Source organism: Streptomyces sp. V4I2 (assembly GCF_030817655.1).
Lineage (GTDB): Bacteria > Actinomycetota > Actinomycetes > Streptomycetales > Streptomycetaceae > Streptomyces > Streptomyces plumbiresistens.
Genome location: NZ_JAUSZM010000003.1, coordinates 4,010,274 through 4,032,004, shown reverse-complemented (window position 1 = coordinate 4,032,004; position 21,731 = coordinate 4,010,274). Strand labels below are relative to the sequence as shown.

Here is a 21,731-nt window from a genome sequence, read left to right as displayed (position 1 = left end):
CGATCAGACCTTCGTGACCGCGCGCCCGCCCTTGACCTTCTCCTTCACGAAGGCGATGACGATCACGCCCGCCGCGACGAGCAGCGACAGCAGCACGGTGTCGCGGCCGTCGTGCTCGGTGTCGGTCAGCATGTAGCCGAGGACGAAGACGATCAGCGCGGCCGTCGCCCAGGTCAGGTACGGGTACAGCCACATCTTCACGACGAGCTTCTCCGGCGCCTCGGCCTGGATGATCTTCCGCATCCGCAGCTGCGAGAAACAGATCACCAGCCACACGAACAGGGCGACGGCACCACTGGAGTTGACCAGGAAGAGGAAGACGGAGTCGGGGAACTTGTAGTTGAAGAACACGGCGACGAACCCGAACACGACGGACGCCACGATCGCCGCGAGCGGCACACCACGGCTCGTCGTCCGCGCGAACGCCTTCGGCGCGTCACCGCGCTGGCCGAGCGAGAAGGCCATGCGGGAGGCCGTGTAGAGCCCGGAGTTGAGACAGGACAGCACCGAGGTCAGCACGATGAAGTTCATGATCTGACCGGCGTGCGCGATACCCAGGGAGTCGAGGGCGGCGACGTAGGAACCGTCGTCCTGGATGGACTGGGCGTCCCAGGGCAGCAGCGTCACGACGACGAAGATCGAGCCGAGGTAGAAGACGCCGATACGCCAGATGATGCTGTTGGTCGACTTCGTCACGGCCCGCTGCGGGTCCTCGGACTCGCCGGCCGCGAGGGTGGCGATCTCGCTGCCCATGAAGGAGAAGACGACGAGCAGCACACCGGTGAGGATCGCGCCGGGCCCGTTGGGCAGGAAGCCGCCGTGCTCGGTGAGGTTGCCGAGCCCGGCCTGGTCGCTGTCGGCGCCGGGTAGCACGCCGAAGACGGCAAGCCCGCCGATGACGATGAACGCACCGATCGCCACGACCTTGATCCCGGCGAACCAGAACTCGAACTCGCCGTAGGAGCCGACGGAGACGAGGTTGGTGGCGGTGAGGACCACCATCACGATGAGGGCCCACCCCCACTGCGGTACGGCGGGTATCCACCCTTCGAGGATCTTGGCACCGGCGGTGGCCTCCACCGCGAGGACGACGACCCAGAAGAACCAGTACAGCCAGCCGATGGAGAATCCGGCCCACGGCCCGAGCGCCCGGTCGGCGTGCGCGGAGAACGAACCCGAGGTCGGGTTGGCGGCGGACATCTCGCCGAGCATCCGCATCACCAGCACCACGAGCGTGCCGACGAGCGCGTACGACAGGAGGATGCCGGGGCCCGCGGTGGCGATACCGGAGCTGGACCCGACGAACAGTCCGGCCCCGATGACACCGCCGATGGCGATCATCGAGAGATGACGGTTCTTGAGTCCCGCCTGGAGGCCGTTGCCGGGTTCGCCGGGTCGGCCTGAGGCTCCGGGGTCTTGTCCGGCCTTGGGAAGGGTCGGCTGCGAAGTCATAGGAGGGGGTTCCTTTGCGCCGGGTGAGCTCATCCCGCACGGGGGGAGGTGCGGGTTCCCGTACGAGCGGCGTACGGGTTGGTCCAGTGAATCGGAGGCAAAGGGATTGGTGAACCTTTGATTCCGGATCGTTACTTGAGCTTTTCCTGAGGTTCTGTAGTGTTGCCCACAGTTTTCTGGATTGGCCCCCCGAGCTGCTGCCCTGAAACGCCCGTGTCACACTCGTCCCATGCGCGTGTATCTCGGCTCCGACCATGCCGGCTTCGAACTCAAGAACCACCTCGTCGAGTGGCTCAGGGCAGCGGGCCACGACCCGGTCGACTGTGGTCCCCACATCTACGACGCCCAGGACGACTACCCGCCGTTCTGCCTCCGCGCCGCCGAGCGGACGGCCGCGGACCCCGAGGCCCTCGGCGTCGTGATCGGCGGCTCCGGCAACGGCGAGCAGATCGCCGCGAACAAGGTGAAGGGCGTGCGCTCGGCCCTCGCCTGGAGCGAGGAGACGGCGTCCCTCGGCCGCCAGCACAACAACGCGAACGTCGTCGCGGTGGGCGCGCGTATGCACACCGAGGAGGAGGCGACCAAGTTCGTCGAGACCTTCCTGAACACGCCGTTCTCCGGTGATGAGCGTCACATCCGCCGCATCGAGATGCTGGCCGACTACGAGACGACGGGCGACCTGCCGCCGATCCCGGCACACCACCCGCAGCAGTAGTCACTGCGGTTCCTCTTGACCCACCGAGACGGGCGGTGGGTGGGCATAGGTAAGGGGGTCCAGGGGGCGGAGCCCCTGGCGGGGTCTGGGGCGGAGCCCCAGGGGCAGGGAAAGGAACCGCACCGTGCCGGAAGGGCACACGATCCACCGGCTGGCCCAGGACTACGCCGCGGCCTTCAAAAACACCGCACCGCAGGTGACCAGCCCCCAGGGCAAGTTCACCGACTCCGCCGCCCTCCTCACCGGCACGGAACTCACCGCCACCGAGGCCCACGGCAAGCACCTCTTCCTGGGCTTCCGCGACAGTGAGTGGATCCACATCCACCTGGGCCTCTTCGGCAAGGTCACCTTCGGCCCGGCCCCCGCACCCCCGCCCACGGACACCGTCCGCCTCCGGCTCGCGAACAGCACGTCGTACGTCGATCTCCGCGGCCCCACGACCTGCGCCCTGATCACGGACACCGAGAAGGACGCGATACACGACCGCCTCGGCCCCGACCCCCTCCGCGAGGACGCCGACCCGGACACCGCGTACCGACGGATCTCCCGCAGCCGTACGACGATCGCCGCCCTGCTCATGGACCAGAAGGTCGTCGCCGGCGTCGGCAACGTCTACCGCGCCGAGGTCCTCTTCCGGCACCGCGTCGACCCGTACCGCACCGGCCAGAGCCTCACCCCCGCCGAGTGGGACGCGATCTGGCACGACCTCGTCGACCTCATGCGCGAGGGCGTCCGCAACAACCGCATCGACACCGTCCGCCCCGAACACACCCCGGAGGCGATGGGCCGCCCGCCGCGCGTCGACGACCACGGCGGCGAGGTCTACGTGTACCGCAGGGCCAACCTGCCCTGCCACATCTGTGGCGGCGAGATCCGCACCGCCGATCTCGCCGCCCGCAACCTCTTCTGGTGCCCGACCTGCCAGAAGCCCTGAGGCAGGTCCGGAACCGGTCTAGAACCCGTGGGGCAGCCAGGGCGCGACCGTCGACCCGAACCCCACGGCCGCCTCCGCCAGCGCCCCCTGCCGCAGCTCCCGCACCCGACCGGCCGCGCCCAGCGAGACCAGGCTCACACCGCCGAGGTACGCGGCCCCCAACTCCCGTACCGACAGGGCAAGATCAGCCGCATCCGTCGTACGAGCGCACGACGCGCCCTTCGCGTCCCCGGCGAGCCGCCAACGCCCCGCGTTCCAGGGGCAGAAGTCGTCCTCGACCTCGAACACCACGTCCACCGGCGCCTGATAGGTCCGCGCCTCCAGCGCGGCGCCGACCTCCACCAGCCGGACGTACAGGGAGTCCCGCACCCGCAACCCGCACCGCCGGATGTCGGACACCATGGACAGCCACGGCTCGTCCGACGGCCGTCCCGGCGCGGTGAGCTTCGACGTCAGGTCGATCTCGAACAGGAACCGCCACAGCGCGGCATGCGCCGCCGCGTCCAGTGCCTCCGTGTCGCGCAGGACCACCACGCCCTTGGGCCCGGCGGCGTCCCACTCCGGCTTGATCCGGAAGCGCGCGTACCCCACGACCTCGCCGCCCCGCTCGGCCACCACGCACTGCAGGGGCGACGCCCCGTCCCGGCCGCTCTCCGGATCGAGCAACCCGAGGCGCTCCCACCCGGGCAGCCGCGCCAACATCCCCGGCCGGCCGGGCGCCTTGCGCGCGTACACCGCCTCGCACGCGTCGAGGACGTCGGCCGGCGCGGCGTACCGCAGGCGTACGTCATCGGTGCCGGGCGGCACGGACAGCCGTACGCGCGTCGTGTCGACCTCGACGTTCACGCAGTGCGTCGCCGCGGCGTACCCGAACCGCCCGTAGATCGGGGGCTCCGAGGCCGTCAGCACGGCGAGCGGCCAGCCCCATTCCCGTACGTCGTCCAGTTGCCGCCGCATCATGGAGCGCAACACCCCGCGCCGCCGGTGCGTGGCGGCCACGCTGACCATGGTCACGCCGGCGGCCGGCACCGCGGCGCCGCCCGGCACGGTCAGCCGGAAGCTGAACGCCCCCGCCGTGCCCACGCACACGTCACCGTCCCAGACCCCGATGGAACGGTCGGTCTCGGTGAGCGAGCTCCACAGCTCCCGCTCCTCGGACGACTCCGGAACCCCGCCGAAGGCGCGGAGCAGGTTGTCGTACCACTGGTCCCAGTCGTCCCGCTGCAGTACCCGCACGTCAGTCCCCATGAACCATGCCTACCAGGGCATTGCAGGACGGGCCAGGGAATTTCGCCTTGATGGCGCCACGATGGCTATCTGTGAAGTTCACTGTGAAGTTGAGCCTCGGACGGGGGACAAGTGGGACCTCCCGTGCCAAGCACCTGGTCCGATGGATAGGGTCCCGAACTAATGGCAGCAGGACGAGAGCGGCGCGCGGAAGCCGAGACGTTCACGGCCCGGTGGAAGATGCAGTGGCACCGGGCCCGCGTCGGCATGCGCAGAAGCGCCGTCGACTACTTCCGCGGCGACGGCTCGGACTGGGTCGCGATGGTCGGCCTGCTGATCACCGTCCCGCTGATCGCGGCCACGACACTGGCCAACTCGGTGTGGTGCTCCCCGGCCGCGCTGGTCCTGCCGATCGTCGCGGGCGGCCTGCTGCTGCGCCCGGCGAGCCTGCTCGGCCTGTACGCGGCGGCGGCGACCGCGCTGATCGTGGAGTCGGTGCAGCTGGGCCCGTACACGGAGGGCCCGTCCAGGGTCACCCCGGGCGTGGTCCTGGTGGTCGCCGCCTGCGGCTTCTTCGGTCTCCTCATCGCCCAGTTCCGCAGCCGGGTCGGCGTGCCCTGGCGGCGCGGCGGCACGATGCTCTTCGACCTGCGCGAACGCATCCGCGTGCAGAGCAAGCTGCCGCAGCTGCCGCAGGGCTGGCACCGGGAGATGGCGCTGCGCCCGGCGGGCGGTCAGTCGTTCTCCGGTGACTTCGTTGTCGCGGCCCGCACGAACGGCGGCCGCACGATGGAGGTCGTCCTGACGGACGTGTCGGGCAAGGGCATGGACGCGGGTTCGCGCGCCCTGCTCCTGTCGGGCGCCTTCGGCGGCCTGCTCGGCTCGCTCCCCCCACACGCGTTCCTGCCGGCCGCCAACGGCTACCTGCTCCGCCAGGACTGGGACGAGGGCTTCGCGACCTCGATCCACCTGGTCCTGGACCTGGACTCGGGGGACTACGAGCTGTACTCCGCGGGCCACCCGCCGGGGCTCCAGCTCAGTGCGGGCAGCGGCCGCTGGGAGGAGAAGGCCGCGGAGGGCCCGCTGCTCGGTGTGTACGACGGCGCGCAGTTCGACCCCGTGAAGGGCTCGCTGCGCCCGGGCGACGTGTTGATGCTGTTCACGGACGGTCTGGTGGAAACGTCCGAACGCGACATCGTCGAGGGCATCGACCGCCTCACCGGCGAGGCCGACCGCTATGTGGCCGGCGGCTTCCACGGAGCGGCGTGGCACCTGATCGAGGCGGTGGCGAAGGACGTCAACGACGACCGGGCACTGCTGCTGATCTGCCGCGAGGGGCCGACGGCGGCGGCCGCGTCGTCCACCCAGTGAGTGTTTGTCCGCATACGCACCCATGCTTCGGTCATGGGTTTGTGCTGCCTCTGTAACTACCGCCGGTACCCGATTGCATGGGCAATCAGGGAGTTGGTAGAGATGTAATGCACACGATGTGGTGGTCAGGACCCAATGGGGGAGGGCGTAATGAAGTTCGACATGGGTGCGCAGACGCTGTCGCAGCTCCAGCGTGATTCGCGGGGCTCGAGCGATGACCTCGGCGCGCTGATCGGGCAGTTGGTGCAGGCGGCGGCGCCGCTGGAGGGCAAGTTCAACGGTGCGGGTCGTGTGATGTTCGACGACTTCAAGAACCGTGCGGACGGGATCGCCAAGGAGCTCAACGCCTCGCTGGCGGCCATCCTCGGCGGTCAGTCGGGGATGGACTCGGCGTTCAGCTCCGGTGACCAGGAGCAGGGCGACAACGCGAAGCAGCAGATGGGTGCCGCGAACTTCGACGCGGCGCGCTTCCGCTGAGCCCTCGGGCTTCGTTCTGCCGTTCTGTAGTTCGTCGGCCCTTGGTGGGCTTTCTTTCAACTCTCGGGGAGTGGTGTGTGATGGCGCCTTCAGGTGCGGATCGTCGGTCGTACGACACGGGTGCGTCCGCGGACGCGCAGTCCAACATCCAGGCGGTGATCGGTCGCCTCGAAACGGTGATCGCCAACCGTGACAGCCAGGTGAAGGCTGCGATGGCCGACTTCACGGCGGACGGTGTGTCGGACGAGTATCACGGCAAGGAGCAGCGGTGGAACAACGCCTCCAACGAGGTGAAGAGCATCATCGCGCTGCTGAAGTCGACGCTGGAAAAGAACGACAGCACGGCGCAGTCGACGGCTCAGCGGGCGAAGGCCGCGGTCGACAACATCGGCTGAGTCTGTAGGGCAGTGGGAACTTCGGGGATACGGGGGCTGTTGTGCCGGGCTGGGATCTGAAGCCGCAAGGTATTTCAGGGGTGTTGAAGACGACGGGGGAGACCGCGTCGGACCTGGAGAAGTACGCGAAGGCGTTCGGCGAGCACCTGACGTCGGCGGCTACCAGTGCCGGCACGATCTCCGCCGAGGGCGGCGGTGGCGGCGAGGGTGGCGAGAAGGCCGCGGGTGGTCTGGTGGCCCTGGCGTTGTCGCAGTACGCGGAGCGTGCGTCGAAGGATCTTCAGTACGTCGCTGCCCGGGCCGGCAAGTCGTTGCAGGGTGCGGTGGACGCCACGACGGCCTACCTCAACGGTGATCAGGAGATGGCGACGGAGGCGCAGCGCGCTGCGTTGTCCGAGCCGAAGCTGGATATGCCGGGGGCGGGCAAGGCATGATCCAGCCGGACCAGATTCCCCAGTACACCGGTGACCTGGCCCAGCTGGAGATCGACCACGCGGACCTGAAGAAGGACGCGGGGCATGTCCGTACGACCGGCGGGGACGTTCATTCGCAGTTCCAGGGCCTGTCGGCGTATTACACGGCTCCGGAGGCGGAGCAGCTCTTCGCGACGACGAAGCCGGTCAAGGAGCGCGCGGACACGTTCGCGGACGACCTCGAAACCGTGTCGTCCGCCCTGTCGTCGTACGCGACGGAGATCCGCCCCCTCGTCGACAAGCTGAAGCAGCTGAAGACGGACGCGACGACGTTTGTCTCGTCGGTCAAGGACGACGACGAGTGGGAGTACGACGGCGACAAGGTCGAGGAGCACAACCAGATCCGGGACGACATCACCGCGACGGTGGCGGCGTTCTGGGCTGCGGAGCGGACGGCTCACAACAAGATCACGGCGTTGTGGGGCGGCACGCAGATGGTCGCCGGGGACGGCTCCGAGCGTAAGGACCAGTACGGCTTCTCCGCGGACGACATGAAGAACGCGAAGCTTCCCTGGGGTGACCCGGTGGAGGAGAAGCATCACTGGTACGAGGTCGGCCACTGGGTGAAGTCGTTCGTGTGGGACGGCCTGATCGTGGACGGCATCTGGGGCACGATCAAGGGCCTGGGCATGCTGGTGGGCTTCGGCGGCTGGGACGCGATGGGCCAGGCCTGGAAGGGCCTTGCCCAGCTGGCGACCGGCCTGACGCTCAGCATGATGCCGGGTGCGCAGGTGCTGTTCTGGGCGCTACCGGACGACAAACTCCCCTCCTGGATCCGTGATTCGCGCACCGCGATGAAGGAGACGGGCAAGGCGCTGGTGGCGTGGGACGAGTGGGGGAAGAACCCCGGTCGTGCGGCGGGCGCGGTCACCTTCAACGTGGTGACCACCGTGTTCACGGGTGGTGCGGGCGCCGGCGTCGCGGGCGCGGGCAAGGCCGGTGCGGTGGCGAAGGTCCTGTCGGCGGCGGGCAAGGCGGGCCGGGTCCTCGACCCGATGACGTACATCGCCAAGGGCGCGGGCGCCGGCCTGTCGAAGATCGGCGACATCAGTGCGGCGTTGAAGGGTGTCGGCAACATCGACATCCCCGCCCTCCCGGAGAACGCCTTCACTCTCCCCGAAGGCGCGGTCAAGCTCCCCGACGGCACGGTGAACCTGCCCGAGGGCGCCACGATCCCGGACGGCGCGACCCGGCTGCCCGACGGCAACATCAAACTCCCGGACGACACCCCGGTCCTTCCCGCGGGCACGACGAAACTGCCGAGCGTGGACGGCTCCCCGGCCCAGTACATGGACCCGAACGGCAACCTCCTCGACAACCAGGGCAACATGGTCGACAACGTCGACAACGCGCCCACGGACGTGGTGGACAGGCCGACGTCGGGCAACCCGGCCGATGGCGCGGGCGGGCCGCGAGTGGACTCCGCGGTGAAGGAACCGGCGCTGGTGGGCGCGGGCGCTCGTACCGCCGAGCAGCCTGTCCACCTCGGTAGCAGCGTAGGTCACGACCTGGGTGACGTGGGTCGTACCACCCGTGACGACCTCCCCGTACAAGCGGGCCATGACATTCCGACAGCTCAGGCCGGCCACGACCTCTCGGTCGGCGGCGCGGGTGAGAAACTTCCTGGTGGCCCGGCCGACGACCTCGGCACCGGGCACACGGCAGGCCCAGAAGCACCGGGCGGCTCACCCGAAACCACCGGCACGTCGGCGGGTGCCCATCAGCACACCACTCAGGCTGGGCACGGCTCTAGCCATGACACCCCCTCAGGCGGCAACGCTGACGATGGAGCTTCCGGCGGTGGGCACGCGGATGCCGACGATGCGTCCACTGCGCACAGCCAAGACGGCCGAGGAGAGGGCGCAGGCGTTGGGGGTAACGACGACGGGACTCCGCCGCCCCATGACAGCAACCCGGGCCCAGAGGAGAAAAAGCCTGGCCTCATTCGGCAGGATGACAACTTCACCTCGGAGCACAATGCCAAGGGACAACGCAAGTCGCACTTGAATGCGGACGGTGATCTCGTACCTGCGAATCCCGACGGCCGGGCAAGCGTCGTCGACCACATCGTGGGACGGGACCCGGCCAAGTCCGACAGCCCGTTCACCTCGCTGAGCTCTGAGGGGGCCAACGCCAAGGCCTTTGGGTCAAACCGCATTCGTGTGGATCTGGACCGACTGGAGCGCGACATCGCCGCCGGGCGTGTCAGTGATGTGGAGGTCTATCCGCCGGAGCGGGTTCAGGGCCATATCCAAGAAACGGCGGACAAGATCGCGGGGCGGCCTGTGGATCTGACCGTACCGCCGGGCACCACCAAGTCTCAGGCGGAGGAACTTGCGCGGTCGATGGGCCTGAGCAACACGAAGGCCAAGCGCATCGCCCAGCGTATGATCGACATGATGAACACCCGACGGGACCAGGAATGGCTGATCAAGGGCGTCGTCCCGCGGGAATACATCGAGGGTCCGTTCGGTGGCTGAGATTGTGAAGGAGTCCACCGTGAGCCGGTTCGACGCATTGTTGGGTACGGATTTCGACGGGCAGCCGGTGTCGGATGTCGAGGACGTCATCTATGAGGCGCTCGACGATCCCCGGCACCGCGAACGCGTTCCGGGTCTGGTTGACCTCTTGAACGATCAGTCGGCCGTGGAGCGGGAGCGGTTTCTGGCGTGCGTGGCGCTGACGACCTGGGCGGAGCCGGCGGGGTTCGACGCAGTGATCGACGCCGCCCGTGATCCCGAGCGGGCGCCCTGGTACGACATCCTGATCGACCGCAAGTTCTCTGTTGACAACACCTTTGCTCAGCTATCGCTCGCCGTCTCCGACAGCGATGTGCTGGCGCGAGAGAAGGAGACGCGGCTGTCTCGCACTGAGGCGTTCCGATCCTTGGTGCAGATCGCGGACAGGGAGTACTTCGACGAGAAGCTCGGAGATCTGCTCGACGAGCGGACTGTTGCGGATGTACTTCCTGACATCCGGGAGGTTGTGACCCGAGGGACCACGAAGCTTGCCGCCCGCCGGCCGCAGAGGTTCGACCTGGCGACCCAACTCGTCGACCTGGCCGCGGCAGTGGCGCCAGTGGACGCGGCAACAGCCGTGAGTCTCGCGCAGGATGTGCTGAGCCACGATGCCAGTCACCGTGCGCTCGTCCACGCGGTGACGATCGTGCAGCGGGCGAAGACGCCCGAGACTCGCCAGTTCGCCGACTACTTGATCACTGTTGGCGACGACGACGTACGCGCCCAGGTCAAACAGGCTCTTTGATCCAGGTCCGAGCCAACTGGCTTGTGCCGCGAGAAGTTCGCCGGTGCCGCGAGCACTATGACGTGCGCGGGAGGCGCTGAGCCAAGCTGGGCACCGTGGTGGGCGATGCACCCCATGGTGCGGCCATGGTCGACTTTGAAAGGACCGTCGAAGCGGCCCGGTTCATCGAGTCGGCCATCACGAAACTCACGCTACGCGCTGAACGGAGCCCGGGTTGCCACGCATCGATCTGGATGATCCCGAGGCAAACCTCGACTATGCCCAGCGACTACCTGTATCGGGGTGAACTCTTCACCGGGAGGTCGAGGAGTACCTTGCAGGCGCCGTGTGACATTTGGGGTCCGTTCGACTTCCGTGGCGTTTCCAGACTGAGGGGACCGGTTCAGGTGCCGAAGACCTACGACAATGGATATTGGCGAACCTATTTCCCGCTCAGTCATTAAGATAGGTGCACACCGTGAAGATCGCAGGGTTCTTCCAGGAGCTGTGGACTCCGGCTTTCGGAACTCCTGTCGGAAGTATTCGTGACTTCCTTGCGCCCACTCCTTGTCATGACGAGATTGAGATTACCGAATATCTTCGTGCTGGTCATGAAATCTTCACTGTCATGGGCGCTGCCGTTGATGTGCTCGATCCTGAACAGCAGTTCCTGAGTGGCGACCCTTCTCGGCCCCGAAGGTCGCAAGCGCTTCAGCGGGTTCTATCGAAACCCGGCGGATCTGAACGAGTTCCTGCCTGTCGACTTCGCGGGCGGCACTATTCGTCCCGTTTGTCGCATGGAGGACGGTGACTGGAAGCTCATTACCATGTATGCCAACCCTGCAACGGGCCGTCATCCGTAATCGAGGTTGAAGTCGTGAATAGGGAACTTGAGAAGTTCATCAAGGTATATCTTGGTTTGGAGCAGGCTTACGAAACCACGGGCCACCTGCGTCCGACCTTGCATGCGTTCAAGGAAGAATACGTCAATGCGGTCCGAGTGGGCCTGGAGTCGGTGTTGCGCACGGGAGAGCTTTCCGTCGGTGATTACGAACGCCTGACGGATATCGAGTTCGATGGTGATGAGGCTCTGTACGAATACTTGGGCAGTTTGTATCGATATCTCTTCGAAGGGCAGGAAAAGCAGCCTGCTCCGCCAAATTAACGGCTGAATTACCTGCCCTGGTGGTGAGTGTGAAGCGCAGCCGTCTCGGTGACCTCAAGGTGGACCTCGACTATGCCCAGCGACTCCTGTATCGGGGTGAACTCCTCACAGGGGAGGTCGAGGAGTACCCCGCAGGGCATCGTGTGAGTCTCGTGGCCTACACGGATGGTTACCGGGACGGGCCGTTCCGTGAGTGGTTCAAGAGCGGAGTCCTTCGTGCGGAGGGATCGATGCGGACGGGCAGCTTGTCCGGTGAGTACAAGAGCTGGCACGAGAACGGCGTTCTTGCCACGAAGGAGCTTCACGGCTCTGACGGCGGGACCCCGCTCTCCCACTATGAGTGGGATGAGGCGGGAGCCAGACCTGGGCCTGGGAAAACGTGACTCTGCAGGGGTGACATGACACCTTTTCCTTGCTCAAGCGGACGTGCCGGGCCGCAGTACGTATGGGCGGCGCTGGGGCAGCCCCGAGCGGAGGGTATTACCTTTCATGAAGATCGCTGATCACTTCCGAGAGCTGTGGTCGCCTGCTTTTGGGGCGCCGAGAGGGAGTATGCGGGATTTCCTCGCTGACTCCGCATATGACGATGAGCGAGAGATCATCCAGTACTTGCTGGCCGGGCATGACCTTTTCAGCGTCATGGGTTCCTCGGAAGATGTTCTGGGTTCTGGCCGAACCATCATGGGCGGCGACTCCATCTACTCGGACGGAGAGTGGGTATGGCGAGGAGATCTCTGGTTCTACGTGAGAACGCATCACGTCGCTCTGCCGGCCGAATTCCTGGAGTGGATCAGGGATTTCGACTACGTCATGCCGACTGAGGTCCCGTCGAGCCTCATGGAAGTCGCCAAGGAAATCCGAGCTCGACTGTGAAACGCAGCGACCTCGATGCCTGAGGTGGACCTGGGTCGCGGCCACTGGCTCCTGTACGAGGGTGGCCGCTCACCGAAGAGGTCGACGGACGGGTTCCGGGTGGCGGGCTCCTGCGGAGCCGAGTGAGCTCATGAGCGCAACGGGGTCCTGGTCGACGCCAACGGTCGGTTCTTCCACCTTCACCCCACCGGCGGGTACTACTTGGAGGCGAGGACTACTCCTCCTTCTAGGCCGCCTTCAGCTCGCACCACACGTACTTGCCCCGGTTGCCGTGTCTGCTCAGCGGTTGCCACCCCCATGTGTCGGCGCACGCCCGGACGAGTGCCAGTCCACGTCCGTCCTCGTTGTCGGCGACCCGGTTCAACGGCCGCGGCGGTTCCGGTGGTTCGGGGTCCGCGTCCCATCCCCCGATCCGCAGTACACCCGCCGACCAGCGCACGCGCAGGGCAGCGGGCCCTTGGTGTGGCGTACGGCGTTGGAGACCAGCTCGGCCGCGAGGAGCTCCGCGACGTCGGAGGCGCGGTGCCCAAGCTGGACACCGTGGTGCGCGACGCACCCCACGGTGCCGCCTTGGTCGACTTCGAAGCCCAACTGGAGGCCTTTCGAACGCTCTTCCGTAAAGTGGAGGCCGCGTCGCTCGACCCCGTTAGGTCGCGTGACTTCATCCACAGGCTGATGAAAGAGCTGTGAGGCGCTCCATGGAGACCCCCGACAACTGGCGGAAGTCGTCCTACTCAGGCCCTGGCGACGGTGACTCCTGCGTCGAAATCGCGGATAACCTCACCCGAGTGGCGATACGAGACTCCAAGGACCCTTCCCACGCCACCCTCCTCTTCCCGACCGAAGCCTTCGCCACCTTCGTCGAGGCCCTCAAGCCCAGCTCTGCCGTGTGATCGCCAGTACCAACGTCGCCCGTTGGACCTGGGGCAACACGCGCTGGGCGTCTCCGTCACGGAGGCAGGCGGCAAACCGCAGAAACACCTTTTCGAAAGGGCTGGGGCGTGACGAGCGCACTTCGTATTGACATTGACGGCCCCGACGTCGACTTCGATCTGGGTGCACGCCTGCTGTACCGCGGAGAGCTGTTCACCGGCGAGGTCGAGGAACGGCTCGGTGGCGATGTCGTGAGCCTGCAGTCGTACGTGGACGGGCTGCCGCATGGACCGTCCTGGGAGTGGTATCGCGACGGCACGCTCGAGGCCGAGGGGACGGTGTACCGGTCGCGTCCTGTCGGTGTCTGGAGGCGATGGCATCCGAACGGCGTGCTGGCCCACGAGAAGACGTTCAGCGAGGACGGGCAGGCCGTCCTGTCGCACCGGGCGTGGGACGAGAGCGGGCGGCCGACGGGGGAGTGAGTGAGACCAGCCCGTGTTTCAGGTCGTTGCGCACCCACCCCCGGATGCGCGAACGGGCGTCCTGCTCGAAGGTGACGGTGACACAACTCACCTGCTCAGCAACGATATTCGGCCGAGTCATGGTGCTTCTGTGCGTGCTGGGGACCTTGATTGCACAGACAACTATCGGGTTGATAGAGATAGGGCGAGTGATGGGGTGGGTCGGGGATGGACCCGGCGTTCGGCTCGGGTGACCAGGAGCAGGATGACAACGCGAAGCAGTAGATGTGTGCCGGGCGATGAGGCGACAGCCACGAGGGCGCAGCGCACCGCGTTGTCTGCGTCGGCGGTGGATCTGCCGGGAGTGGGCAAAGCGTGCTGAAGCCGGATCAGATACCCCAGTTCACGGGTGACTTAGCGCAGCTGGAGACGGATCACGCGGATCTGACGAAGGACGCGGGCAACGTCCGTGAGGCCGGCGGAGGCGTGCATTCGCAGTTCCAGGGGCTGTCGGCGTACTACACCGCGCCCGAGGCGGAGCAGCTGTTCGCGACGACGAAGCCGGTGCAGGAGCGGGCGGACACCTTCGCCGACGGCTTGGAGACGGTGTCCGGCGCGCTGTCGTCGTACGCGACGGAGATTCGTCCCCTCGTCGACAAGCTGAAGCAGCTGAAGGCGGACGCGACGGCGTTCCTCGCGGCGGCCGCGGAAGACGACGAGTGGCAGTACGACGGCGACAAGGTCGACGAGCACAACCAGATCCGGGACGACATCACCGCGACGGTGGCGGCGTTCTGGGCGGCCGAGCGGACGGCCCACAACAAGATCACCGCCCTGTGGGGCGGCACGCAGATGGTCGCCGGTGACGGTTCGGAGCGTGAGGACCAGTACGGGTTCAACGCCGAGGACATGAAGGACGCGCAGCTTCCCTGGGGTGACCCGGTGGAGGAGAAGCATCACTGGTGGGAGATCGGCTACTGGCTGAAGTCGTTCTTCTGGGACGGCCTGATCGTCGACGGCATCTGGGGCACGATCAAGGGCATCGGCACACTGCTCGGGTTCAACGGCCTGGAGGCGATGGGCCAGGCATGGAAGGGCCTTGGGCAGCTGGTCACGGGTCTGGTGGTCTCCGTCATTCCCGGTGCGGGCGCGCTGTTCTGGACGCTGCCGGACGACAAGTTGCCGTCGTGGCTGCGTGATTCGCGTACGGCGATGAAGGAGACCGGCAAGGCGCTGGTGGCATGGGACCAGTGGGGCGAGAACCCTGCCCGTGCGGCCGGCCTGGTCACCTTCAACGTGCTCACCACCGTCTTCACCGGCGGTGCGGGTGCCGCCGCAGCGGGCGTGACCAGGGCCGGCGCGGTGGCGAAGGTGCTGTCGGTGGCTGGCAGGGCGGGCCGGATCATCGACCCGATGACCTACATCGCCAAGGGCGCGGGCGCGGGTCTGTCGAAGATCGGCGACATCATCAGGGGTCTCCGGGGCGTAGGCCACGTCGACATCCCCACCCTTCCGGACAACGCTGTCACCCTGCCGGAGGGCTCGGTGACGCTCCCGGACGGCACGGTGCGGCTTCCGGAGGGCGCGGCCGTCCCGGAGGGAGCCACCAGACTCCCTGACGGGAGCGTGCGGCTGCCGGAGCAGACGGTGGCGCTGCCGGAGGGCACGATCGACCTGGGGACGCCCGAAGGCGCTCCCGCCCAGTACCTGGACGGTGACGGCAACCTCCTGGACAGCCAGGGCAGCGTTGTCCAGCATGCCGACGAGGCGCCGACGGAGACGGTCGTCAACACGGCCGACGACACCACGCCGACGGCAGATGCCGGGGTGTCGCAGGTCGACGCCCCGCTCAAGGAACCAGCTCTGGTCGGCGCCGGCGCCGGCGACAACGCGGCGAGCAGCGCGGGACACTCCGCCGGCAGCGAGGGCGTACCGTCGCAGGCCGGCGACAGCCCGCACGGTGGCTCACACGCCGGGGACCCGCCGGCCGGCGGACACGGTGACGATCTGCCCCCGCGCGGTGATGACGCATCCCCACGTGGCGATGACGCACCCCCGCACGGTGACGGCGCGGACAATCCCACCGAACCCCATGCCGACGACGGCGCGGACAATCCCACCGAACCCAATGCCGACGACGGCGTGGCCCCGGCCACGGACGAGGCTCCGCCCAAGGCCCCGGGCGAAGACGAACCCCCCATCATCCGGCAGGACGACGACTTCAGCGCCACCCACAACCAGTACGGCTTGCGCAAGTCGCGGTTCGATCCGGACACCGGCATCGTGCCGGCCGATCCGAACGGAAAGATCACGCCCCTCGAGCACGTGCTGGGCGGCGCGAACCCCAAGGCCAAGGAATCGAGCCAGTTCACCTCCTTCGCTCCGAAGGACGGCACCGGAAAGGTCTACGGCGCCCAGGAAGTCAGCATCGACTACCGGCGGCTGCAGGCGGACATCGACGCCGGCAAGGTCCAGAACGTGGAGATCCTGCGGCCCGAGCAGATCCAGCAGAGCATCAGCGACGACATCACCAAGACCGCGGGCAAGGACGTGGAGGTGCCGCCGACACTCAAGCCGACGGACACCGACGCGGTGACCAAGTTCGTCAACGACCTCGGTCTGAGCAAGAGCAAGACCAGCAAGGTGCACCGAAGGGTCATGGCGCTGCTCAACACCCGACGCGACGGCGAATGGTTGATCAGTGGGGTCGTCCCGAAGGACTACGTGGCGGGGCCCTACCCGACGACCAAGACGCCGTGACGAGCCGGATAACGTGATCCAGCGAGCCGACCTGAGCACAGGAGTACCGAGTGTCCGACAGCCATGGTGCGTGGGAGCCGAGCGCCAGAGTCGCCGAACTGCTCTTCACGGACTTCGACGGCACGGCTGCCGCCGATCCCGATGACGTCATCAGCGAGGGGCTCGACGGCGGCTATCGGGAGCGTTCCGAGGCACTGAAAGAAGTCCTGCGGGATCCGGACGAGGATCCGGCAGGGCGCTTCCTGGCCTGTGTCGCGCTCACCCGGTGGGCAGACACGGTCGGGTACGAAGCGGTGGTCCGGGCAGCGCGGTCGCCGGAATCCGCCGTATGGCGTGGAGCCTCGTACGACCGGCTGCACGGCCAGGACGACACCTTCGGGGTGCTCGCCGACGCCGTGGGGGACAGCGCCGACATGGTCGAGGAGCGCGGCACGGCGACCGGGCGACTGCAGGCGGCCGAGGCCCTGCTGAACGTCGCGGACCAGGTGCAGTTCGACCGGCACATCAGTGCGCTGCTGCGTCGGGAACTCGTCGCCGTACTGCTGCCTTCCCTCACAGCCGGGGTGGAGCGCGGCATCGCGAGGCTCGCCGAGGACCAACCGTCGTACGACCTCGGCCTGCAACTGGCGCTGATGACCGCGGCGGCCCATCGCGTCGACGCGACATGGGCCCTGGCTGCCGCCCGCCGCCTCATCGCCGTCAAGCCCGGTGAACGCGCCGTGACGGAGCTGCACGATGCGATTCCGGAGACCAGGGAGGCGTAGCCCTTCTCCCGGCCCGACGCGAGCCGGTTCGGGTAACGACATCCCGGCCGACTTGTGGTGCTTCTGTGCGTGCTGGGGACCTCGATTGCACAGGCGAGCAGCGGGTTGATAGAGATTGAGGAGAGACAGAGGTATGAGGTGGATCGGGCACGGTCCGCCGTAGCAGCCCGACGGGGGAGGCCTAATGAAGTTCGACATGGGTGCGCAGACGCTGTCGCAGCTCCAGCGTGATTCGCGGGGGTCGAGTGACGATCTCGGTTCGCTGATCGGGCAGTTGGTGCAGGCGGCGGCGCCGCTGGAGGGCAAGTTCAACGGTGCGGGTCGTGTGATGTTCGACGACTTCAAGAACCGTGCGGACGGGATCGCCAAGGAGCTCAACGGCTCGCTGGCGGCGATCCTGGGTGGCCAGTCGGGGATGGACTCGGCGTTCAGCTCGGGTGACCAGGAGCAGGGTGACAACGCGAAGCAGCAGATGGGTGCCGCGAACTTCGACGCGGCGCGCTTCCGCTGAGTAGTGCTTGCAGGGGTTTCGATGCCCCGGTTTCATCGTTTTTCTCCAACAGTCTGCTTGGTTTCTCGGGGAGTTGTGTGTGATGGCGCCTTCAGGTGCGGATCGTCGGTCGTACGACACGGGTGCGTCCGCGGATGCCCAGTCCAACATTCAGGCGGTGATCGGTCGCCTCGAGACGGTGATCGCCAACCGTGACAGCCAGGTGAAGGCTGCGATGGCCGACTTCACGGCGGACGGTGTGTCGGACGAGTACCACGGCAAGGAGCAGCGTTGGAACAACGCCTCCAATGAGGTGAAGAGCATCATCGCGCTGCTGAAGTCGACGCTGGAGAAGAACGACAGCACGGCGCAGTCGACGGCTCAGCGGGCGAAGGCCGCGGTCGACAACATCGGCTGAGTCTGTAGGACAGAGGGAACTTCGGGATACGGGGGCTGTTGTGCCGGGCTGGGATCTGAAGCCGCAAGGTATTTCAGGGGTGTTGAAGACGACGGGGGAGACCGCGTCGGACCTGGAGAAGTACGCGAAGGCGTTCGGCGAACACCTGACGTCGGCGGCTACCAGTGCCGGCACGATCTCCGCCGAGGGTGGTGGTGGCGGCGAGGGTGGCGAGAAGGCCGCGGGCGGTCTGGTGGCCCTGGCGTTGTCGCAGTACGCGGAGCGTGCGTCGAAGGATCTTCAGTACGTTGCTGCCCGGGCCGGCAAGTCGTTGCAGGGTGCGGTGGACGCGACCACGGCGTATCTCAACGGTGATCAGGAGATGGCGGCGGAGGCGCAGCGCGCTGCGTTGTCCGAGCCGAAGCTGGATATGCCGGGGGCGGGCAAGGCATGATCCAGCCGGACCAGATTCCCCAGTACACGGGCGACTTGGCGCAGTTGGAGACGGACTACGCGGACCTGAAGAAGGACGCGGGCCATGTCCGTACGACAGGCGGGGACGTTCATTCGCAGTTCCAGGGCCTGTCGGCCTATTACACGGCTCCGGAGGCGGAGCAGCTCTTCGCGACGACGAAGCCGGTCAAGGAGCGCGCGGACACGTTCGGGGACGATCTGGAGACCGTTTCCGGTGCGTTGTCGTCGTACGCCACCGAGATCCGGCCTCTCGTCGACAAGTTGAAGGAACTGAAGACCAAGGCCACGACGTTCGTCGACTCCGTCAAGGATGACGACGAGTGGGAGTACGACGGCGACAAGGTCGAGGAGCACAACCAGATCCGGGACGACATCACCGCGACGGTGGCGGCGTTCTGGGCTGCTGAGCGGACGGCCCACAACAAGATCACGGCGTTGTGGGGCGGCACGCAGATGGTCGCCGGGGACGGCTCCGAGCGTAAGGACCAGTACGGCTTCTCCGCGGACGACATGAAGAACGCGAAGCTTCCCTGGGGTGACCCGGTGGAGGAGAAGCATCACTGGTACGAGGTCGGCCACTGGGTGAAGTCGTTCGTGTGGGACGGCCTGATCGTGGACGGCATCTGGGGCACGATCAAGGGCCTCGGTATGTTGGTGGGCTTCGGCGGCTGGGACGCGATGGGCCAGGCCTGGAAGGGGCTCGCGCAACTCGCGACCGGCCTGACGCTAAGCATGATGCCAGGTGCGCAGGTGGCGTTCTGGGCGCTACCGGACGACAAGTTGCCGTCGTGGATCCGTGATTCGCGCACCGCGATGAAGGAGACGGGCAAGGCACTGGTGGCGTGGGACGAGTGGGGGAAGAACCCCGGTCGTGCGGCCGGTGCGGTCACCTTCAACGTGGTGACCACCGTGTTCACGGGCGGCGCCGGTGCTGGTGTGGCGGGTGCGGGCAAGGCGGGCGCGGTCGCCAAGGTCCTGTCCGTGGCGGGCAAGGCGGGCCGGGTCATCGACCCGATGACGTACATCGCCAAGGGCGCGGGTGCGGGTCTGTCGAAGATCGGGGACATCGCCACGAGCCTGAAGGGTGTCGGCAACATCGACATCCCCACCCTCCCCGACGGCGCCATCAGCCTGCCCGACGGCCGCCTCATGGACCCGAACGGCAACCTCATCTCGCCGAACGGCACCATCGACACGACGCCGGTCCACTACGAGACGAACGCCCCGACAGTTCCTCATGGGACGGCGCCCACGCTGCCGGCCCACTGGACGGTCCAGGGTGCCCAGCCGCCGGTGTCCGCCGGGGTTCACACGGGCACCGACGCGGCCGCACACACCGTCGACAACGCCGGGCAGTACAACGTGCCCAATGCCGGGCACTACAACACGCCCACGCCGGTCACTGGCGCGAGCCACACGCCGGGCGGCGCCTTCGACACGACGCCGTCGCCGACGTCGTACGACCATGCGCCGTCGCCGAGTTCGTACGGTCAGGCCCCGTCGGGATCCCCGTACGACCACGCGCCTTCGCCCTCCGCGTACGACCAGACGCCGGGGACGAACCCCTACGCCCAGACCCCGTCGGGGGCGCCGTACGGTCATGCGCCGTCGCCGTCCGGGTTCGACTACGGGCCGAACCCGTCCGCGTACGACCAGACGTCGACGACGACTCCGCACACGGGCGGTAACGACGTTCCCGGCGGCGTAGCCCACCCCGGCGCCACGACCCCGTGGTACCACCAGGGCGCGGCGACCCCCGCGCACGACGTCCCGACCACCACGCCGCACCCCGGCGGTCCCGACGTCCCCGCCACCCCGCACGGCACGGGTCACGACGTTCCCGGCGCCGGCCATGTCGACGACGCCTCGCACGGTGCCGGACACGGCGACGACGGCGTCGGTCACGCTGACGACGCCGCGCACGCCGCCGACCATGTGGACGCCGGGGACGCCGCCGTGCACCACGGGACGGATGGTCCGGTCGCTCCGGGGCATCAGGGCGCGGATGTGCCGGGGCACCCCGGGGCCGGGGAGCCGTTCGAGTACAAGCCGATCATGTCGGCGGACGACTTCGACAACCTGGCCACCGATGCGGAGCGGCACGCGGTGGCCACGGCGGAGCTGGAGCGGGGGACGAACCCCTACCCCAGCACCAGCGACGCGGCGGGCAAGGCGTACGGCGACGCGTACTGGAACGACTTCCTGGACAACCTCGACCCCAAGGCGAAGGGCGCGCTGGAGAGGTACAGCAGCTTCTACTATCAGCACATCAACGGCCAGCTGCGGAACACCGCGGTGCCCTTGGAGCGTCCTGTCCAGGACCTCGTCGACAACATGGACCGGGTCATGGGCAGCCGAGCCGTGCCGGAAGACATCATGGTCGTCCGAGGCACCGCCTACGACCATCTCCTCGACGACGTGGACACGTTGTTCGACCTCCAAGGCAGGACTGTCAAGGACGAAGGGTTCACCTCTACGTCGCTCGGCAAGACCGCAGCTTTCGACTACAAGCCGATGATCATGCACATGCGGGTACCGAAGGGCACACCCGCACTCTGGATCGACCACATCTCCGTGAACAAGGGGGAGCGGGAACTCCTGCTCGCTCGCGGTACGGACATCAAGGTGACGCGCGTCTTCCAGGACACAGCCGGCAAGTGGCACCTCTACGGAGAGGTTTTGCCGAGGCTGCCGTAGCAGACGGCCCCCGGGAGGCGCGGGACCGGGCCGTCATCGCGCATCAGGCGGACATAGAGAAACATGGACTTCATGAGCAGCGAACAACCATTGCCCTCGCGTTTCGAGGAAGACTGGCAATTCAAGCAGGTGGCAGGCCCGGCGAGGTACAACCGTCAGACCGATGGGCCGGTCGCGTACCTGCAAGTCGCCGACCGCGTCGGCACCGTCATCGGGTACATGTGGGCGAACGACAAGGACGGTGCGGCCGGTTTTGTGGTGCCGCCGGGGCTTCCGCCCAACGCTGTCAACGCCGGTGCCAGGTGGGTGCGGGCTCTGCGCGACGGCAAGGCCCGGGAGCTTGCCCCCACGGCCCTGCTCGCAGAGCTCGCGCAAGGCGCGAACGACAACGATGTGAGCCACGTCGTTCCGGGCTCTCTCACCGAGGCCCCGACCCTTGCCTCACTCAGGGAACTGGTCGCCGGAGGCTGAATCCACGCCGGTCCCCGCC

22 protein-coding genes and 2 pseudogenes are annotated in these 21,731 nt (G+C 67.2%); 21 read left to right on the top strand and 3 right to left on the bottom strand.

The genetic code is table 11. From position 1 onward, the window contains the following. Positions 1–3 precede the first annotated feature (3 nt). Positions 4–1,452, bottom strand: a complete 1,449-nt coding sequence (locus QFZ76_RS19125; protein WP_307674877.1) for an amino acid permease — start codon at positions 1,450–1,452, stop codon at positions 4–6. Positions 1,453–1,681: 229 nt separating this feature from the next. On the opposite strand from QFZ76_RS19125, the gene QFZ76_RS19120 reads away from it, so the two are divergent. After that, the gene (locus QFZ76_RS19120; RefSeq protein ID WP_307674876.1) at positions 1,682–2,167 is read left to right on the top strand and encodes a ribose-5-phosphate isomerase; all 486 of its coding nucleotides are present in this window, start codon (positions 1,682–1,684) and stop codon (positions 2,165–2,167) included. Positions 2,168–2,291: 124 nt separating this feature from the next. After that, the gene (locus QFZ76_RS19115; RefSeq protein WP_307674874.1) at positions 2,292–3,101 is read left to right on the top strand and encodes an Fpg/Nei family DNA glycosylase; all 810 of its coding nucleotides are present in this window, start codon (positions 2,292–2,294) and stop codon (positions 3,099–3,101) included. Positions 3,102–3,119: 18 nt separating this feature from the next. Here the strand turns inward: QFZ76_RS19115 and QFZ76_RS19110 are convergent, their stop codons facing one another. Further along, on the bottom strand, positions 3,120–4,349 hold the full coding sequence (locus QFZ76_RS19110; protein ID WP_307674873.1) for a GNAT family N-acetyltransferase: 1,230 nt from the start codon (positions 4,347–4,349) through the stop codon (positions 3,120–3,122). A gap of 162 nt (positions 4,350–4,511) precedes the next feature. Here QFZ76_RS19110 and QFZ76_RS19105 point away from each other — a divergent pair, with 162 nt between their 5' ends. From QFZ76_RS19105 to QFZ76_RS19065, 9 genes are all read left to right on the top strand, one after another. Beyond that, complete coding sequence (locus tag QFZ76_RS19105; protein WP_307674872.1) at positions 4,512–5,699, top strand: PP2C family protein-serine/threonine phosphatase; 1,188 nt, start codon at positions 4,512–4,514, stop codon at positions 5,697–5,699. 150 nt (positions 5,700–5,849) lie between these two features. Next, entirely contained in the window at positions 5,850–6,176 is a 327-nt protein-coding gene (locus tag QFZ76_RS19100; protein ID WP_307674871.1) for a hypothetical protein, read from the top strand. Between the two features lie 80 nt (positions 6,177–6,256). Beyond that, the gene (locus QFZ76_RS19095; protein WP_266439510.1) at positions 6,257–6,571 is read left to right on the top strand and encodes a pore-forming ESAT-6 family protein; all 315 of its coding nucleotides are present in this window, start codon (positions 6,257–6,259) and stop codon (positions 6,569–6,571) included. Positions 6,572–6,612: 41 nt separating this feature from the next. Continuing rightward, on the top strand, positions 6,613–7,005 hold the full coding sequence (locus QFZ76_RS19090; RefSeq protein WP_307674870.1) for a DUF6507 family protein: 393 nt from the start codon (positions 6,613–6,615) through the stop codon (positions 7,003–7,005). Beyond that, positions 7,002–9,524: a hypothetical protein gene (locus QFZ76_RS19085; protein ID WP_307674869.1), complete on the top strand. Its 2,523-nt coding sequence runs from the start codon at positions 7,002–7,004 to the stop codon at positions 9,522–9,524. The genes QFZ76_RS19090 and QFZ76_RS19085 overlap by 4 nt, the downstream gene beginning before the upstream one ends. Before the next feature lie 19 nt (positions 9,525–9,543). Beyond that, positions 9,544–10,308 carry a hypothetical protein gene (locus QFZ76_RS19080; RefSeq protein ID WP_307674868.1) on the top strand — a complete coding sequence of 255 codons (765 nt, stop codon included), beginning with the start codon at positions 9,544–9,546 and terminating at the stop codon, positions 10,306–10,308. 856 nt (positions 10,309–11,164) lie between these two features. Next, positions 11,165–11,452, top strand: a complete 288-nt coding sequence (locus tag QFZ76_RS19075; protein ID WP_307674867.1) for a hypothetical protein — start codon at positions 11,165–11,167, stop codon at positions 11,450–11,452. A gap of 20 nt (positions 11,453–11,472) precedes the next feature. Next, entirely contained in the window at positions 11,473–11,835 is a 363-nt protein-coding gene (locus QFZ76_RS19070) for a toxin-antitoxin system YwqK family antitoxin (protein ID WP_307674866.1), read from the top strand. Between the two features lie 106 nt (positions 11,836–11,941). Then, the gene (locus QFZ76_RS19065; protein ID WP_307674865.1) at positions 11,942–12,325 is read left to right on the top strand and encodes a hypothetical protein; all 384 of its coding nucleotides are present in this window, start codon (positions 11,942–11,944) and stop codon (positions 12,323–12,325) included. Positions 12,326–12,551: 226 nt separating this feature from the next. On the opposite strand, the pseudogene QFZ76_RS19060 reads toward QFZ76_RS19065, so the two are convergent. Beyond that, positions 12,552–12,847: pseudogene (locus QFZ76_RS19060) on the bottom strand (ATP-binding protein); the annotation flags it as partial. Here QFZ76_RS19060 and QFZ76_RS19055 point away from each other — a divergent pair. The 10 genes and pseudogenes from QFZ76_RS19055 to QFZ76_RS19010 form a co-directional block, all read left to right on the top strand. Further along, positions 12,836–13,015 (top strand): annotated as a pseudogene (locus QFZ76_RS19055) (transcriptional regulator); the annotation flags it as partial. The pseudogenes QFZ76_RS19060 and QFZ76_RS19055 overlap by 12 nt on opposite strands. Positions 13,016–13,023: 8 nt before the next feature. Next, positions 13,024–13,218: a DUF397 domain-containing protein gene (locus QFZ76_RS19050; protein WP_307674864.1), complete on the top strand. Its 195-nt coding sequence runs from the start codon at positions 13,024–13,026 to the stop codon at positions 13,216–13,218. A gap of 108 nt (positions 13,219–13,326) precedes the next feature. Further along, positions 13,327–13,680, top strand: a complete 354-nt coding sequence (locus QFZ76_RS19045; protein ID WP_307674863.1) for a toxin-antitoxin system YwqK family antitoxin — start codon at positions 13,327–13,329, stop codon at positions 13,678–13,680. 354 nt (positions 13,681–14,034) lie between these two features. After that, entirely contained in the window at positions 14,035–16,419 is a 2,385-nt protein-coding gene (locus QFZ76_RS19040) for a hypothetical protein (RefSeq protein ID WP_307674862.1), read from the top strand. Positions 16,420–16,469: 50 nt separating this feature from the next. Then, positions 16,470–17,183 (top strand): hypothetical protein, encoded by a 714-nt coding sequence (locus QFZ76_RS19035; RefSeq protein WP_307674861.1) that lies wholly within the window; start codon positions 16,470–16,472, stop codon positions 17,181–17,183. Positions 17,184–17,367: 184 nt separating this feature from the next. Continuing rightward, positions 17,368–17,694, top strand: a complete 327-nt coding sequence (locus tag QFZ76_RS19030; protein ID WP_307674860.1) for a hypothetical protein — start codon at positions 17,368–17,370, stop codon at positions 17,692–17,694. Between the two features lie 82 nt (positions 17,695–17,776). Continuing rightward, complete coding sequence (locus QFZ76_RS19025) at positions 17,777–18,091, top strand: pore-forming ESAT-6 family protein (RefSeq protein ID WP_266439510.1); 315 nt, start codon at positions 17,777–17,779, stop codon at positions 18,089–18,091. A gap of 40 nt (positions 18,092–18,131) precedes the next feature. Continuing rightward, complete coding sequence (locus QFZ76_RS19020) at positions 18,132–18,524, top strand: DUF6507 family protein (RefSeq protein ID WP_307674859.1); 393 nt, start codon at positions 18,132–18,134, stop codon at positions 18,522–18,524. Next, entirely contained in the window at positions 18,521–21,241 is a 2,721-nt protein-coding gene (locus tag QFZ76_RS19015) for an ADP-ribosyltransferase (protein ID WP_307674858.1), read from the top strand. The genes QFZ76_RS19020 and QFZ76_RS19015 overlap by 4 nt, the downstream gene beginning before the upstream one ends. Positions 21,242–21,313: 72 nt before the next feature. Further along, a complete protein-coding gene (locus QFZ76_RS19010) occupies positions 21,314–21,712 on the top strand; it encodes a hypothetical protein (RefSeq protein ID WP_307674857.1) in 399 nt (132 codons plus the stop codon). The last annotated feature ends 19 nt before the right edge of the window (positions 21,713–21,731 follow it).

Bases quoted from the DNA above. Each gene is read 5' to 3' on its own strand.
- QFZ76_RS19125 (WP_307674877.1), bottom strand. From the start codon at position 1,452: ATGACTTCGCAGCCGACCCTTCCCAAGGCCGGACAAGACCCCGGAGCC.
- QFZ76_RS19120 (WP_307674876.1), top strand. From the start codon at position 1,682: ATGCGCGTGTATCTCGGCTCCGACCATGCCGGCTTCGAACTCAAGAAC.
- QFZ76_RS19110 (WP_307674873.1), bottom strand. From the start codon at position 4,349: ATGGGGACTGACGTGCGGGTACTGCAGCGGGACGACTGGGACCAGTGG.
- QFZ76_RS19105 (WP_307674872.1), top strand. From the start codon at position 4,512: ATGGCAGCAGGACGAGAGCGGCGCGCGGAAGCCGAGACGTTCACGGCC.
- QFZ76_RS19100 (WP_307674871.1), top strand. From the start codon at position 5,850: ATGAAGTTCGACATGGGTGCGCAGACGCTGTCGCAGCTCCAGCGTGAT.
- QFZ76_RS19095 (WP_266439510.1), top strand. From the start codon at position 6,257: ATGGCGCCTTCAGGTGCGGATCGTCGGTCGTACGACACGGGTGCGTCC.
- QFZ76_RS19085 (WP_307674869.1), top strand. From the start codon at position 7,002: ATGATCCAGCCGGACCAGATTCCCCAGTACACCGGTGACCTGGCCCAG.
- QFZ76_RS19065 (WP_307674865.1), top strand. From the start codon at position 11,942: ATGAAGATCGCTGATCACTTCCGAGAGCTGTGGTCGCCTGCTTTTGGG.
- QFZ76_RS19050 (WP_307674864.1), top strand. From the start codon at position 13,024: ATGGAGACCCCCGACAACTGGCGGAAGTCGTCCTACTCAGGCCCTGGC.
- QFZ76_RS19030 (WP_307674860.1), top strand. From the start codon at position 17,368: ATGAAGTTCGACATGGGTGCGCAGACGCTGTCGCAGCTCCAGCGTGAT.
- QFZ76_RS19025 (WP_266439510.1), top strand. From the start codon at position 17,777: ATGGCGCCTTCAGGTGCGGATCGTCGGTCGTACGACACGGGTGCGTCC.
- QFZ76_RS19015 (WP_307674858.1), top strand. From the start codon at position 18,521: ATGATCCAGCCGGACCAGATTCCCCAGTACACGGGCGACTTGGCGCAG.
- QFZ76_RS19010 (WP_307674857.1), top strand. From the start codon at position 21,314: ATGAGCAGCGAACAACCATTGCCCTCGCGTTTCGAGGAAGACTGGCAA.